The sequence below is a fragment of the Achromobacter sp. NCFB-sbj8-Ac1-l genome (assembly GCF_052695805.1).
This window is the reverse complement of sequence record NZ_CP199812.1, coordinates 2,591,950-2,603,974: the sequence shown is the minus strand read 5'-3', so window position 1 is coordinate 2,603,974 and position 12,025 is coordinate 2,591,950. Positions and strand designations below refer to the sequence as shown.

Sequence of the window (12,025 nt, the reverse complement as noted above, 5' to 3'; positions counted from 1 at the left end):
GGGTATTGTCTGTTGGCGTTGCTGCCGTCTCGTGAACGCCAGCCTGCCGATTTTGACATGACGTTGACGTAAACGTAAGTGCGGTGACGTCAATGTTACGCCGGAAGCGCCGACGGAATTTGTCCTATTGATGACAATGTGGCGGCCGCGCGCCGGGCAAGCGCGCCCGGCCGCGGCCCGCACGTGCTGACTACAGCAACCCGGCGGGGCGCACCCGCCCGTTGCGGGCGGTCTTGGCACGCCGGTGCTCGGCCCGGCGGCGCCGCGATTCCTTCGGATCGAAGGACAGGCCGCGGTAGATCTCGACCCGGTCGCCATCGGCCAGCAGCGTCTGCGGCTCGGCCACGCGGCCAAACACGCCCACGCCCCGCTCCCAGGGTTGCACCACCGGAAACGCCTGGGCGAAGCCGCTGGCTGCCAGGGCATCGGCAACCGTGGACCCGGCCGGCAGGCGCAACTCGCGCAGCCACACCTGGGCCGCCAGGGCATAACAGACGCTGACGCCGATCAGGCCGTCCGCGGACGCCTCATTCGCCATACTTGGCCTGCGCCCGCTTGGTGAAGGAATCGATGAAGCTGGTGGCGATGCGGTTGAACACCGGACCCACCACCATTTCCAGCGCGCGGTTCGAGAACGCGTATTCCATGGTGAACAGGACCTTGCACGCGTCTTCGGCCAGGGGCTGGAATTCCCAGTGCCCCACCAGGCTGGAAAACGGGCCGTCGACCAGTTCAAGGTCGATACGGTCCGGATAGACGTGCGTGTTGCGCGTGGTGAAGCGCTGCTTCATCCCCGCGAAACTGATCAGGATGGAGGCCTGCATGCCGTGCTCGTCGCGGGTCTGCACCTCGGCGCCGCCACACCACGGCATGAACTCGGGGTACTTTTCCACGTCGGCCACCAGGTCGAACATCTGGGCGGCGCTGTAAGGCACCAGGACGGATCGCTGTACTTTGTGCATCGACTATCGCAAATGGCTAGAATGACAGGATTTTACCGGCACCGCGCCCTCCAGGCCAAAATGGCGGTATCCCGACGATCGCCGCGTCGACGGCAACGTTGGCCGCCCCGACAAGATGGGCCAAGAAGAAAGATGGGCAAAACAAGATGAGCATTATCGATAACCGCAAGGCCTCGCACGACTATTTCATCGAAGACCGCTATGAGGCCGGCCTGGTCCTGCAAGGCTGGGAAGTCAAGGCGATCCGCGACGGCCGCGTGCAGCTCAAGGAAAGCTACGTCATCGTGCGCGACGGCGAACTTTACCTGCTGGGCATGCACGTCAGCCCCCTGCCCACCGCGTCCACCCACATCCACCCCGACGCCATGCGCACGCGCAAGCTGCTGCTCAAGGCCGAGGAAATCAGCAAGCTGATCGGCAAGGTCGAACAACGCGGCTACACCCTGGTGCCGCTTAACCTGCACTACAAGAACGGCCGCATCAAGCTGGACTTCGCGCTGGGCCGCGGCAAGAAGCTGTTCGACAAGCGCGACACGGCGCGCGAAAAAGACTGGCAGCGCGAGAAAGAACGCATCATGAAGCACGACACCCGTGCGCCTCGCAAGGCCGACTGAGGGCCGGCTCACACTGCCCTGCGGCTCGCACCAGCCGGGATCGACCCCTAGGCCGCCACCGGCAGCGCGGGTAGCTCCGCCGCCGCACCGCCCGGCCCCACCACCCGGTTGCGCCCGGCCTGCTTGGCCGCATACAGCATGCGGTCAGCGCGTTCGAAACAGGCTTGCAGGTTTTCACCAGGCAGCCAGTCCACCACCCCCGCGCTGAACGTATACGCGATCGTGCTGCCGCCGTGCGCACAGGGGGTGCGCCGCACGGAATCCAGCAGCCGGTCCGCCACGTCCATCACCGCGTCGCTGCGCATGTCGGCAAACAGCACGCTGAACTCCTCGCCCCCTACCCGGCCCACGTGGTCGCCCGTGCGCAGCGTGGCCGTGGCCAGCAGGCCGAAATGGCGCAGCACCGCGTCGCCCGCCGCATGGCCATGGGTGTCGTTGATGCGCTTGAAATGATCGATATCCAGCACCATCAGCGCCAGCGGCCGGCGCGTGCGCAGCGCCTGGGCGCAATACCGTTCGGCCTGCAGCCACCAGGCCTTGCGCGACATCAGCCCGGTCAGGAAATCGGTGCTGGCCTCCTGTTCGCGGTCAGCCAGCATGCGGTCGTGGATGATCATGATGGTGCCCAGCGTCAGGCACGGCATCGCCAGCACGCCCAGCGTCATGAACAGGATGTTCCAGGCGGTGGGTTCCAGCAGCGACTGCGCCGGCGCCACGCCGGAAGCGAAGACCAGCGACCGCAGCCCGCAGGTCAGGCCCGAGATCATCGCCACCGACCACACGAAGTAATAGCTGTAGCGCGAGCGGTTCGCCGGCATGCCGCGGCGCACGCCCACGGCCACGCCGAACATGAAGCCCATCTGCAGCGTCGACATCGCCACGATGCGCGGCGCCACCTGGCTGTCGATATAGGTGTAGCCAGCCACCACCAGCCAGGCGACCGTGCAGGCCACCCCCATCAGATGACGCGGCACCCGTTGCCCCATCAGGCGGCGGATGCCGGTGTAATAGGCGCACAGCGCCGCCGCAATCAGGGCGTTGGGCAGCAGGATCGACAGCCAGCGCGGCGCCTCGGTGACCTGCAGGCCGAATAAAAAAAACGCCAACAGCGTAAGCAGGTTGGCGCGTATGGTCTCGGGTATCCCCGCCATGCCGCTGCGCGCCAGGGACCCCAGCACGCAAAGCGACAACACCCCCGCCAGTACTGCTATCGACAGCAAATGAACGGGAGCGATCATGGGCGGTGCGCCAGACGGCGCGCGGGTCAGGTGTTGCGGGTGGATTTCACGATGGTCATGGCGGACGCGATCATGCCGCCGACATCCGCCAGGTTGGCCGGCAGGATCAGCGTATTGCCTTCCTTGGCCACGTTGCCGAAGGCTTCGACGTAGCGCTCGGCCACCTTCAGGTTCACCGCTTCCATGCCGCCCGGCTGGCGCACCGCGTCGGCGACCTGCGTGATGGCCTTGGCGGTGGCTTCCGCAATCGCGAGCACGGCGGCCGCTTCGCCCTGGGCCTGGTTGATCTGGGCCTGCTTCTCGCCTTCCGAGCGGGCAATGGCGGCTTCGCGTTCGCCGGTGGCGATGTTGATCTGCTCTTGGCGACGGCCTTCGGACGCCGCGATCAGCGCGCGCTTTTCACGTTCGGCGGTGATCTGCGCCTGCATCGAACGCAGGATCTCATTGGGCGGGGTCAAGTCCTTGATTTCATAACGCAGCACCTTCACGCCCCAGTTCAGCGCGGCCTCGTCCAGCGACGAGACGATGTTGCTGTTGATGGAATCGCGCTCTTCGAAGGTGCGGTCCAGTTCCATCTTGCCGATGACCGAGCGCAGCGTGGTCTGCGCCAGCTGCGTGATGGCCGAGATGTAGTTCGACGAGCCGTACGAGGCGCGCATCGGGTCGGTCACCTGGAAGTACAGCACGCCGTCCACCTGCAGCTGGGTGTTGTCGCGCGTGATGCAGACCTGGCTCGGCACGTCCAGCGGGATTTCCTTGAGCGAATGCTTGTAGGACACGCGTTCGATGAACGGAATCACGAAGCCGGCGCCCGGCGACAGGACGCGGTCGAACTTGCCCAGTCGTTCGACCACCCAGGCATGCTGCTGGGGAACGATGGCGATCGCCCTGATGACGATCAGGATCGCCAGCGCGACGATGACGAGCAGGACGATAGTGGAAGTATCGATCATGATGTAGAGCCTCTTCTGGGGTGAATGCGGTGGCGCTCCTGCCCGCGATAGCCAGGGCGCCTGCTGCTGCCGGCTCCGCCTGGGGCGGGCCTGGGTCTTGCATGGAGGCCGCCCGCGCCGCAAGGTGTACTTGCCGCGAGGGGCCTCCTTTGAGGGGAATGCCTTCTTGAGGGTTCCTTGTCAGCGCGCGGCGCCGGCCAGGTCGCCCTTGGGCGTCAGGACCAGGCATGTGCCGCGCATTTCGGTAATGGTGTGTTCGCCGGCGTGGGCCGGTTGCCCCTCGGCCAGTTGCGCCTGCCAGTGCGCGCCGCGGTACCAGACTCGCGCCGAGCCGTCGGCGGCCCAGGCTTCGACCTTGACGGTCTGGCCGATGTCCAGGTTGACGTCCGCGTTGCGGGCGGCATTGACCTCGCGCTTTTTCAGCACACGCGTCTTGCGCAGCAGCAAGAGGCCCAGCAGCAGCACCACGCCGCAAGCCACCAGTTGCCATTCCAGGCCCGCCAGCAGCCACGCCGCGACGCCGCCGGCGGCCAGTCCCAGCGCCACCAGCAGCAAGTAGAACGTTCCCGTCGCCAGTTCCCCGATGAGGGCCAGCGCGGCCAGTCCCAGCCATATCCACATAGTTGAATTCGCCTGAAAGGATGAGTCGTTCAGCGGATTGTACGGATTTCCAGGACGCAACGGGGGGCATCCGGCCCCATTGCGGACAATTGCCTGGATTATGATGTGTGCTGGCGTTCGCCATCCGGCCCGATCCGGCGCCCGGCATCTTCAACGCATAAGCCTCCATGACCGCTGCAATACCCTCAGTCCGCCCCGTCCTCATCCTGCACACGGGCGACCCGGACGACACGCTCAAAAGCCAGTTCGGCGGCTATGCCGAACAACTCGCCCGAGCCTCCGGCCTGGCCCCCGACGCGCTCGACATCGTCGCCGTCCACAATGGCGAACGCCCTGGCGCCCCCGGTCAATACCGCGCCGCCCTCATCACCGGTTCGCCCGCCATGGTCACCGACCTGGAACCCTGGAGCGAAGACACCGCTGCCTGGCTGCGCGAAGCCGCTGCGGCCGGCCTGCCCATGTTCGGCATCTGCTACGGCCACCAGTTGCTGGCGCACGCGTTGGGCGGCAAGGTCGGCTACAACCCCGCCGGCCGCGAAGTCGGCACCCAGACCGTCGAACTGCTGCCCGCCGCCGCCGGCGACAAGCTGCTGGCCGGCCTGCCCCCCACGTTCCCCGCCCAGATGCTGCATGCCCAGACCGTGCTGCAGCCGCCGCCCGGCTCTGCCGTGCTGGCCCGCTCCGATCTGGACGAACACCAGATGATCCGCATCGGCCGCAATATCTTCTCGACCCAGTTCCATCCCGAATTCGGTCCCGACTTCGTGCGCGCCCACCTCGAACGCTTCGGCCGCCGCTATGCCGCCGAAAACCTCGACGTGCCGGGCCTGTCCGCCAACGTGCGGGCCACGCCCGTGTCCGGCGAACTGGTGCGCCGTTTCCTGGACGCCTACGCACCCGCCTGAGGCCCCGGTGCCGGGCAGCGCGCAATGCCGCCGTCCGGCCCGCAACAACCGGAGTGCGGCACGGGGCGGCCTTTGAGAACATACCCAAAAGCGCGTCAATTCCCGCGCCCAGGAGCCCCCTCATGACCCAAGCCGCCCCCTTGAGCAAACAGCACGCCGCCGCCGTCGAACGCGCCTGCCGCGCGCTCGAAGCCGAGCAGCCGCCCGACCTGAACACGCTGGCCGAACAGGCCGGCATGAGCCGCTTCCATTTCCATCGCATCTTCAAGGCGGCCACGGGCATCACCCCCAAGGCCTACGCCAACGCGCTGCGCGCCGACCGCGCGCGCCAGCAATTGCGGCAAGGCGCCAGCGTCACCGACGCCATGTACGGCGCCGGTTTCAATTCCAGCGGCCGCTTCTACGAGGCCGCGCCCGCCATCCTGGGCATGACCCCCACGGCCTTTCGCAACGACGGCGCCGGCGTCGAGATCCGCTTCGCGGTCGGCCAGTGCTCGCTGGGCGCGTTGCTGGTGGCTGCCAGCGACACCGGCATCTGCGAAATTGCCCTGCACGACGACCCCGAACAACTGGTGCGCAACCTGCAGGACCGCTTCAAGGCCGCCCGGTTGATCGGCGCCGACCGCGAATTCGAACAATGGATGGCGGCAGTGGTCGGCTTTGTCGAAAACCCGTCCGTCGGCCTGCACCTGCCGCTGGACGTGCGTGGCACTGCCTTCCAGCGCCGCGTCTGGGAAGCCCTGCGCGACATCCCCGTGGGCGCCACCGCCACCTACACGGACATCGCCGAGCGCATCGGTGCGCCCCGCGCCGTGCGTGCCGTCGCCCGCGCCTGCGCCACCAACAACATCGCGCTGGCCATCCCCTGCCACCGTGTCGTGCGCACCGACGGCTCACTGGCGGGCTACCGCTGGGGCATCGAGCGCAAGCGCGAACTGATCGAACGCGAAGCGCTGGCGGCCTAGGGCGGGTTGCTGGCGGCCCGCTTCCCGGCAGCCAGGTCCCGGACAGGCCAGGCCCTTGCTTGATTCCTGCCAGCTCAGTGCCTGGCCCCTACGCCGCAAACGCCGCCAGCACATCCAGCACCGCGCCCACCGCATCACCGGGGGCCGGTGCATTGCGATACGCCAGCGCCATCGGCCGCATGAGCGGCGGCGACAGCGGGCGAACCCGATCCGGCTCGTCGCCCACCTCTTCCAGCGGCAGGATCGCCACGCTCTGGTTCGCCGCGGCCAGCCGCTTCAAGGCCTCGGGGTAGCTCAGCGCCAGGTAGGGCCGCGGATTCAAGCCGGCCTGGCCAAACCATGATGCGATCAAGCCGTGCATCTGCGTGCCCGGCGCAAAGGACGCCCAGCGCCTGGTCGAGAGCCACTCGGGCGTGACCGTCTCCGGCGCATCCCAGTCTGGCGGCATCAGCGCCACCATGGGGTCGCTGCGCCAGGGCGCCAGCGTCACCCGCGCCGCGGCCGGCTGGGGGCTGGCGACGATGCCGATATCCAGCGTATCGGCCTGCAAGCGCAGCATCGCCTCGGCAGACCCCACCGCTTCCAGCTTCAGTTCCACCCCGGGATTGCGGCGGCCCAGCGCATCGAGCATCAGCGGCAGCCGCCGCATCCCCACGCCAGCGGACACGCCGACCCTCACCACGCCGCCCCCGCCTGCCGCGCAGCGGCGCACCAGGTCGATCAGGTCATCGCTGGCCGACAGCAGCTTGCGCCCCGCCTGCACCAGCGCCAGGCCCGCGGGCGTCAATTCGGCCTGCCGGCGACCGCGCGCGACCAACGCGACCTGCATGCGCGCCTCCAGCTCTTTCACGTGCAGGCTGATGGTGGGCGGGGCCAGGTGCAAGGCTTGCGCAGCCGCGGCGAACGTGCCCAGGTCCGCAATGGCCACCAGGGTCTGGATCTGGTCCAGGTTGAGATTACGCATCAGTTTTTCTGACCAATCAGGTCAATAAAGTCAACTTTACGGATGCTAACCCATCGCCGAACATCCGGCCATGCACAACGACACCCCGCTTTCCCCCCAACGCGCCCCGGCCGAACAGACCGCCACGGACTTGCCGCCAGACCGTCCCGCCGGGCGCCTGCGACGCTGGGCGAGCGCTGCGCGCGCCAGGCTGGCACGCGCCGAGAAACGCATCATCGAACGCTTCAGGGTCCCGCCCAGCGGGGCCTGAAACCGGCCCCCGGATCGACCCTCCCCGATCCTTGGAACCGCCGTAAACGCACCTCCTGGAACAGACGCGAACAGCCATAAAAAAACCCGCGCCGAAAACGGCGCGGGTTTTGAAGATCGACTGGCGATTACTGCTTGGCCAGGCGCTGCCACGTATCGACAACGGTGTCGGGGTTGAGCGACATCGACAGGATGCCCTCGTCCTTGAGCCATTGCGCGAAGTCCGGGTGGTCGCTGGGGCCTTGGCCGCAGATACCCACGTACTTGTTGGCGGCCAGGCAAGCCTTGATCGCACGGCGCAGCATGAACTTCACGGCCTCGTCGCGTTCGTCGAAGTCGGCGGCCAGCAGTTCCATGCCGGAATCGCGGTCCAGGCCCAGCGTCAGCTGGGTCATGTCGTTCGAGCCGATCGAGAAACCGTCGAAATACTGCAGGAACTCGTCGGCCAGGATGGCGTTGGACGGCACTTCGCACATCATGATCAGCTTCAGGCCGTTTTCGCCACGCGCCAGGCCGTGCTTGGCCAGCAGGTTCACGACCTTCTCAGCCTGACCCAGCGTGCGCACGAAGGGCACCATGATCTCGACGTTGGTCAGGCCCATGTCATCGCGCACCTTCTTGAGGGCTTCGCATTCCATGCGGAAGCACTCGGCGAAGTCTTCGGCGATGTAGCGCGACGCGCCGCGGAAGCCCAGCATGGGGTTCTCTTCCTCGGGCTCGTAGCGCGAACCGCCCACCAGCTTGCGGTACTCGTTGGACTTGAAGTCCGACATGCGCACGATGACCGGCTTCGGGTAGAACGCGGCCGCGATGGTGGCCACGCCTTCGGCCATCTTCTCGACGAAGAACGCGCGCGGGCTGGCATGGCCGCGAGCAGCCGATTCCACGGCCTTCTTCAGTTCGCCATCCACGTTCGGGTAGTCCAGCACCGCCTTGGGGTGGATGCCGATGTTGTTGTTGATGATGAATTCCAGGCGAGCCAGGCCCACACCCCCGTTGGGGATCTGGGCAAAGTCGAACGCCAGCTGGGGGTTGCCCACGTTCATCATGATCTTCAGATCGATGGCGGGCATGTCGCCGCGGCGCACTTCCTCGACTTCGGTCTCGATCAGGCCGTCATAGATGCGGCCTTCGTCGCCTTCGGCGCACGACACGGTCACGGCCTGGCCTTCCTTGAGCAGGTCGGTGGCGTTGCCGCAACCCACCACGGCCGGAATGCCGAGTTCACGCGCGATGATGGCCGCGTGGCAGGTACGGCCGCCGCGGTTGGTCACGATCGCCGAGGCGCGCTTCATGACGGGTTCCCAGTTGGGGTCGGTCATGTCGGTGACCAGCACGTCGCCGGGCTGCACCTTGTCCATGTCGGAGATGTCGCCGACCACGCGCACCGGGCCCGCGCCGATCTTCTGGCCGATCGCACGGCCGGTGATCAGGACCTGGCCGGTGGCCTTCAGGCGGTAGCGCTGCTGCACGTCGTTGGCGCCCTGCTGCGACTTCACCGTTTCGGGGCGCGCCTGCAGAATGTAGATCTTGCCGTCGACGCCGTCGCGGCCCCACTCGATGTCCATCGGGCGGCCGTAGTGCTTTTCGATGATGACGGCGTAGCGGGCCAATTCATTGACCTCGTCGTCGGTCAGCGAATAGCGGTTGCGCTCGGACACGGGCACGTCCACCGTGCGCACGGCACGGCCTTCCGGACGCTCGGGGTCGAATTCCATCTTGATCAGCTTCGAACCGATGCGGCGGCCGACGATGGGGAAGTGGCCTTGGGCCAGCGTGGGCTTGAAGACGTAGAACTCGTCGGGGTTGACGGCGCCCTGCACCACGGTTTCGCCCAGGCCGTACGACGAGGTGATGAACACCACGTCCTGGAAGCCCGATTCGGTGTCGATGGTGAACATCACGCCGGCGCTGCCCTTGTCGGAACGCACCATGCGCTGGATGCCGGCCGACAGGGCCACATCGGCGTGGGCGTAGCCCTTGTGCACGCGATACGAAATGGCGCGGTCGTTGTAGAGCGAGGCGAACACGTGGCGGATCTTGTCCAGCACGTCATCGATGCCGACGACGTTCAGGAAGGTTTCCTGCTGGCCGGCGAACGAGGCGTCGGGCAGGTCTTCGGCGGTGGCGGACGAGCGCACGGCGAACGAGCCCTTGCCGTCAGCGTCGAGCTTGGCGAAGGCGTCGCGGATCTGCGATTCGAATTCCGACGAGAACGGCGCCTCGATGATCCATTGACGAATCTGCGAGCCGGCGTTGGCCAGTTCGCGGACGTCTTCGGGGTTCAGCGTGGTCAGGCGTTCGGCGATGCGCTTATCCAGGCCCGAGGCCTTGAGGAAGTCGCGGAAAGCATCAGCGGTCGTGGCAAAGCCGCCCGGCACGCGGACACCCGCGCCAGACAGCTGGCTGATCATTTCGCCTAGTGATGCGTTCTTGCCTCCTACCGAGTCCACGTCCGTCATGCGGAGCTGCTCGAACAAAACAACATACGACATTGAAGTCACCTTTTACAATGGAATGAAAGCGAGTTTGGTCAATGCAGATTCGGCGCCCGGCAACTGCCCGGAAATCGCCGATCCGACTGCGCTGACCAAACTGGCCTTGGACCGCCCTTGGGGTGACTTATAGGGGCCTGATTGTACTCGTACGAGCACAGTCGGCCATCTGCCTGGTTGGAATTTTTTACACATGACATCTACCCCGATCGTACGCACGGTATACATCGTTTCCGACAGCACCGGCATCACTGCGGAAACCTTCAGCCAGTCAGTGCTTTCCCAGTTCGAGGAAGTCAATTTCAAGCCCGTGCGGCTGCCGTTTGTCGACACGCTGGAAAAAGCCGCCGAAGTCGCCGCACGCATCGACCGCAGCGCCCTGGAAGCCGGGGTGCCGCCCATCGTGTTCAGCACCTTGGTCAACCCCGACATCCTGGCCCGTGTTCGTCAGGCGAACGGAATTTTCCTGGACCTGTTCGGCACCTTCGTCAGCCACATCGAGCAGGCGCTGGGGCTGAAATCCAGCCATTCCATCGGCCGCTCGCACATGCAGGCCAATTCAGAAAAGTACCGCAACCGCATCGACGCCATCAACTTCAGCCTGGCGCACGACGACGGCCAGTTCGTGAACCAGCTGGACCAGGCCGACGTCATCCTGGTGGGCGTCTCGCGCTGCGGCAAGACCCCCACCAGCCTGTACCTGGCCATGCAGTACGCCATCAAGGCGGCCAACTTCCCCCTGACGCCCGATGACTTCGAGCGGGGCACCCTGCCCTCGACCATCGCGCCGCACCGCTCCAAGCTGTTCGGCCTGTCGATCCAGCCCGAGCGCCTGTCCGAGGTGCGCAACGAACGCCGCCCGAACAGCCGCTACGCGCAGCTGGAGCAATGCCGCTATGAAGTCGCCGAAGCCGAACGCATGATGCGTCGCGAAGGCATTTCGTGGCTGTCCACCACCACCAAGTCGATCGAAGAAATCTCGACCACGGTGTTGCAGGAAGTCGGCCTGGACCGGGGCTGAAAATGCCCAGGGCGCGCCATTGGCGCGCCCTGGGCCGGCCGACGGATCCGCCAGCTGCGATCAGCGACGCAGCTTGACGCGCTCGCGCGAGTCGGCGCCCCAGTACCGCAGTGGCGCCATTTCTTGCTGCGCCACCGTCTCGGAATCCTCCAGGCGCATGGCCTGCGCACCCATGCTGGAAGAATTGCCCCCCACGCCCTCGACACTCAACCGCACGTAGCGCGTCTGGCCCGGCGCCAGGTCGAACGTCAGCGATTCGTTGTCGCGCAGGGTATCCACACGGTAGGTCCCTGCCGGACGATTCACGAAGAAGAAGCTGCCCGGCTTGGAACGCCCGACCTTCACCTCATTGACGCGCAGGTAAGGCTGGCTCGCAACCACACTGATCGGCGCCGGGGGCTGGTAGAAATAGATCCGGCCGGTGTCCGGCACCATCACGGGCATGTTCGCCGCCACATCCCGATAGCGGGCGCCACCGCAACCCGCCAACAATCCCGCCGCGACCGCGACGGCGGCCAGCATATTGATCCCGCGATTCATTGCTTTTTCTCCTCTGCTGCATGGTGTAGATCAGTTATTGCCGCTGCGGTATGGGCAGCGCCACAGGGCGCGGCAATTCGATATAAGTGCCGTCGCCGGGCAGGTAGAACCCCACCAGCTTGCCGGAAGAGGCCACGAGATTGGCCTCGGCCTGCCGCGGCAACGGGATCGTGAACGCCTCCCCTAAGGCACGGTACACATCGCCCTGCACAATGGCGCCGATACGCTTCCACGGCACCCCCGACGCCAGCGTTACGGCCGCCCCGTCGGGCAGCGAAGCGACGACATCGCGCGACAGCTGGACGGCGCCAGCCCCCTCGACAGCATCCACCGGCACCAAACTGACACGCTGCGGCTTTCCCCCGCCGCAACCGCCCAGCGCCACCATGCACAGGACGACTCCCAGCGCGCGACACGACAGGCGATACATGACCGGAGAGGACAGCATGGGTACCTCGATGCGAAGGATGTGGGCTTACTTATTGGAGCAATTTATTG

General features: G+C 66.1%; 13 protein-coding genes. 4 read left to right on the top strand and 9 right to left on the bottom strand.

Annotated elements, in window-relative coordinates; all coding sequences use genetic code 11:
* Window positions 1-190 precede the first annotated feature (190 nt).
* Together ACUDP5_RS12000 and ACUDP5_RS11995 are read right to left on the bottom strand one after the other, a co-directional pair.
* Entirely contained in the window at window positions 191-538 is a 348-nt protein-coding gene (locus ACUDP5_RS12000; protein ID WP_263912524.1) for an RnfH family protein, read from the bottom strand.
* Window positions 528-962, bottom strand: a complete 435-nt coding sequence (locus ACUDP5_RS11995; RefSeq protein WP_006223413.1) for a type II toxin-antitoxin system RatA family toxin — start codon at window positions 960-962, stop codon at window positions 528-530. The genes ACUDP5_RS12000 and ACUDP5_RS11995 overlap by 11 nt, the downstream gene beginning before the upstream one ends.
* Before the next feature lie 146 nt (window positions 963-1,108).
* On the opposite strand from ACUDP5_RS11995, the gene smpB reads away from it, so the two are divergent.
* Window positions 1,109-1,576, top strand: coding sequence for an SsrA-binding protein SmpB (gene smpB, locus ACUDP5_RS11990; protein ID WP_445658835.1), 468 nt, complete (start codon window positions 1,109-1,111; stop codon window positions 1,574-1,576).
* Window positions 1,577-1,623: 47 nt separating this feature from the next.
* On the opposite strand, the gene ACUDP5_RS11985 is transcribed toward smpB, so the two are convergent.
* The 3 genes from ACUDP5_RS11985 to ACUDP5_RS11975 form a co-directional block, all read right to left on the bottom strand.
* Window positions 1,624-2,814, bottom strand: a complete 1,191-nt coding sequence (locus ACUDP5_RS11985; RefSeq protein WP_445658834.1) for a GGDEF domain-containing protein — start codon at window positions 2,812-2,814, stop codon at window positions 1,624-1,626.
* A gap of 26 nt (window positions 2,815-2,840) precedes the next feature.
* Window positions 2,841-3,767: an SPFH domain-containing protein gene (locus ACUDP5_RS11980; RefSeq protein ID WP_025138819.1), complete on the bottom strand. Its 927-nt coding sequence runs from the start codon at window positions 3,765-3,767 to the stop codon at window positions 2,841-2,843.
* A 180-nt stretch (window positions 3,768-3,947) separates the two neighbouring features.
* Window positions 3,948-4,388 carry an NfeD family protein gene (locus ACUDP5_RS11975; RefSeq protein WP_445658833.1) on the bottom strand — a complete coding sequence of 147 codons (441 nt, stop codon included), beginning with the start codon at window positions 4,386-4,388 and terminating at the stop codon, window positions 3,948-3,950.
* Window positions 4,389-4,555: 167 nt separating this feature from the next.
* Between ACUDP5_RS11975 and ACUDP5_RS11970 the strand changes: the two genes are divergently transcribed.
* Both ACUDP5_RS11970 and ACUDP5_RS11965 read left to right on the top strand, forming a co-directional pair.
* Complete coding sequence (locus ACUDP5_RS11970) at window positions 4,556-5,293, top strand: glutamine amidotransferase (protein ID WP_263912517.1); 738 nt, start codon at window positions 4,556-4,558, stop codon at window positions 5,291-5,293.
* Window positions 5,294-5,415: 122 nt separating this feature from the next.
* Window positions 5,416-6,258, top strand: a complete 843-nt coding sequence (locus ACUDP5_RS11965; protein WP_445658832.1) for a bifunctional transcriptional activator/DNA repair enzyme AdaA — start codon at window positions 5,416-5,418, stop codon at window positions 6,256-6,258.
* A gap of 88 nt (window positions 6,259-6,346) precedes the next feature.
* Here the strand turns inward: ACUDP5_RS11965 and ACUDP5_RS11960 are convergent, their stop codons facing one another.
* Window positions 6,347-7,222: a LysR family transcriptional regulator gene (locus ACUDP5_RS11960; RefSeq protein ID WP_445658831.1), complete on the bottom strand. Its 876-nt coding sequence runs from the start codon at window positions 7,220-7,222 to the stop codon at window positions 6,347-6,349.
* 377 nt (window positions 7,223-7,599) lie between these two features.
* Entirely contained in the window at window positions 7,600-9,966 is a 2,367-nt protein-coding gene (ppsA, locus tag ACUDP5_RS11955) for a phosphoenolpyruvate synthase (RefSeq protein WP_263912511.1), read from the bottom strand.
* Between the two features lie 193 nt (window positions 9,967-10,159).
* On the opposite strand from ppsA, the gene ppsR reads away from it, so the two are divergent.
* On the top strand, window positions 10,160-10,987 hold the full coding sequence (ppsR, locus tag ACUDP5_RS11950; protein ID WP_263912509.1) for a posphoenolpyruvate synthetase regulatory kinase/phosphorylase PpsR: 828 nt from the start codon (window positions 10,160-10,162) through the stop codon (window positions 10,985-10,987).
* Window positions 10,988-11,047: 60 nt separating this feature from the next.
* Here ppsR and ACUDP5_RS11945 read toward each other — a convergent pair whose 3' ends face one another.
* Both ACUDP5_RS11945 and ACUDP5_RS11940 read right to left on the bottom strand, forming a co-directional pair.
* The gene (locus ACUDP5_RS11945; protein WP_445658830.1) at window positions 11,048-11,527 is read right to left on the bottom strand and encodes a DUF2846 domain-containing protein; all 480 of its coding nucleotides are present in this window, start codon (window positions 11,525-11,527) and stop codon (window positions 11,048-11,050) included.
* 34 nt (window positions 11,528-11,561) lie between these two features.
* Window positions 11,562-11,975, bottom strand: coding sequence for a hypothetical protein (locus tag ACUDP5_RS11940; protein ID WP_263912507.1), 414 nt, complete (start codon window positions 11,973-11,975; stop codon window positions 11,562-11,564).
* Window positions 11,976-12,025 lie beyond the last annotated feature (50 nt).

Coding starts and splice junctions, on each gene's coding strand:
- ACUDP5_RS12000 (WP_263912524.1), bottom strand. CDS start 538: ATGGCGAATGAGGCGTCCGCGGACGGCCTGATCGGCGTCAGCGTCTGT.
- ACUDP5_RS11995 (WP_006223413.1), bottom strand. CDS start 962: ATGCACAAAGTACAGCGATCCGTCCTGGTGCCTTACAGCGCCGCCCAG.
- smpB (WP_445658835.1), top strand. CDS start 1,109: ATGAGCATTATCGATAACCGCAAGGCCTCGCACGACTATTTCATCGAA.
- ACUDP5_RS11985 (WP_445658834.1), bottom strand. CDS start 2,814: ATGATCGCTCCCGTTCATTTGCTGTCGATAGCAGTACTGGCGGGGGTG.
- ACUDP5_RS11980 (WP_025138819.1), bottom strand. CDS start 3,767: ATGATCGATACTTCCACTATCGTCCTGCTCGTCATCGTCGCGCTGGCG.
- ACUDP5_RS11975 (WP_445658833.1), bottom strand. CDS start 4,388: ATGTGGATATGGCTGGGACTGGCCGCGCTGGCCCTCATCGGGGAACTG.
- ACUDP5_RS11970 (WP_263912517.1), top strand. CDS start 4,556: ATGACCGCTGCAATACCCTCAGTCCGCCCCGTCCTCATCCTGCACACG.
- ACUDP5_RS11965 (WP_445658832.1), top strand. CDS start 5,416: ATGACCCAAGCCGCCCCCTTGAGCAAACAGCACGCCGCCGCCGTCGAA.
- ACUDP5_RS11960 (WP_445658831.1), bottom strand. CDS start 7,222: ATGCGTAATCTCAACCTGGACCAGATCCAGACCCTGGTGGCCATTGCG.
- ppsA (WP_263912511.1), bottom strand. CDS start 9,966: ATGTCGTATGTTGTTTTGTTCGAGCAGCTCCGCATGACGGACGTGGAC.
- ppsR (WP_263912509.1), top strand. CDS start 10,160: ATGACATCTACCCCGATCGTACGCACGGTATACATCGTTTCCGACAGC.
- ACUDP5_RS11945 (WP_445658830.1), bottom strand. CDS start 11,527: ATGAATCGCGGGATCAATATGCTGGCCGCCGTCGCGGTCGCGGCGGGA.
- ACUDP5_RS11940 (WP_263912507.1), bottom strand. CDS start 11,975: ATGCTGTCCTCTCCGGTCATGTATCGCCTGTCGTGTCGCGCGCTGGGA.